Origin of the sequence: Collinsella sp. Sow4_E3 (genome assembly GCF_052116285.1) — a bacterium.
In the GTDB taxonomy this organism is placed as follows: Bacteria; Actinomycetota; Coriobacteriia; order Coriobacteriales; family Coriobacteriaceae; genus Collinsella.
In genome coordinates this window covers 1-579 of the sequence record NZ_JBQKLJ010000093.1, presented here as the reverse complement: position 1 = coordinate 579, position 579 = coordinate 1, and the positions used below count along the sequence as shown (strand labels likewise).

Below are 579 nucleotides of genomic sequence, written 5' to 3'. Positions count from 1 at the left end.
GCTGACTGATCCCGATCTCGAGGTGGAGTGGCTACGATGATGAGCACGACGCGCTACTAGCGCCTGAGGCAGCAAAAAGCTGGCCCCCGCCACGGGGGCGGGGGCCAGTTGTGCGTGTCGGGGCGCAGTGGGCCCTCGACACTCAGCCACCGTAGGTCAGTCCTCGTCGGCGGCGTGGCGGGGTGCCACACCAGCATCGTCTCGGTAGCGGCGCAGCAGATACGCCACCAGCGCCGTCAACCCGGCCTGGACCAGCGTCCATGACCACTGGGGCGCGGTCGCGACCACCTCAGCCCACGACTCGGCACCCAGCACAGCAGGGGCAGCCGTCAGCACCCCGAGGAGCACGGCGACGCCGAGACCCTGCCACAGGGTTTGCCAGCCGCGCCGGGCCGCGATCCAGGGACGATCCTCAGCAGGGATCGGGGGCACCGGCACCGGTGCCGTCGTCTGGTCAGTCATCATCTAGTCCTCTCGTACAGGGGACGGCTCCGTGTCGTCCACCGGATCAGGGTCGAGCCACAGGCTCGGGTCAATATGGTCACGGATGCGGTGCGGGACGCGGGGCATCCGGCCCCA

At 69.4% G+C, this 579-nt stretch carries 1 protein-coding gene; it reads right to left on the bottom strand.

What is annotated here, in order from left to right:
• Nucleotides 1–156: 156 nt before the first annotated feature.
• Nucleotides 157–465 (bottom strand): hypothetical protein, encoded by a 309-nt coding sequence (locus tag ACTQ48_RS11415; protein WP_441571034.1) that lies wholly within the window; start codon nt 463–465, stop codon nt 157–159.
• Nucleotides 466–579 lie beyond the last annotated feature (114 nt).

Bases quoted from the DNA above. Each gene is read 5' to 3' on its own strand.
- ACTQ48_RS11415 (WP_441571034.1), bottom strand. From the start codon at position 465: ATGATGACTGACCAGACGACGGCACCGGTGCCGGTGCCCCCGATCCCT.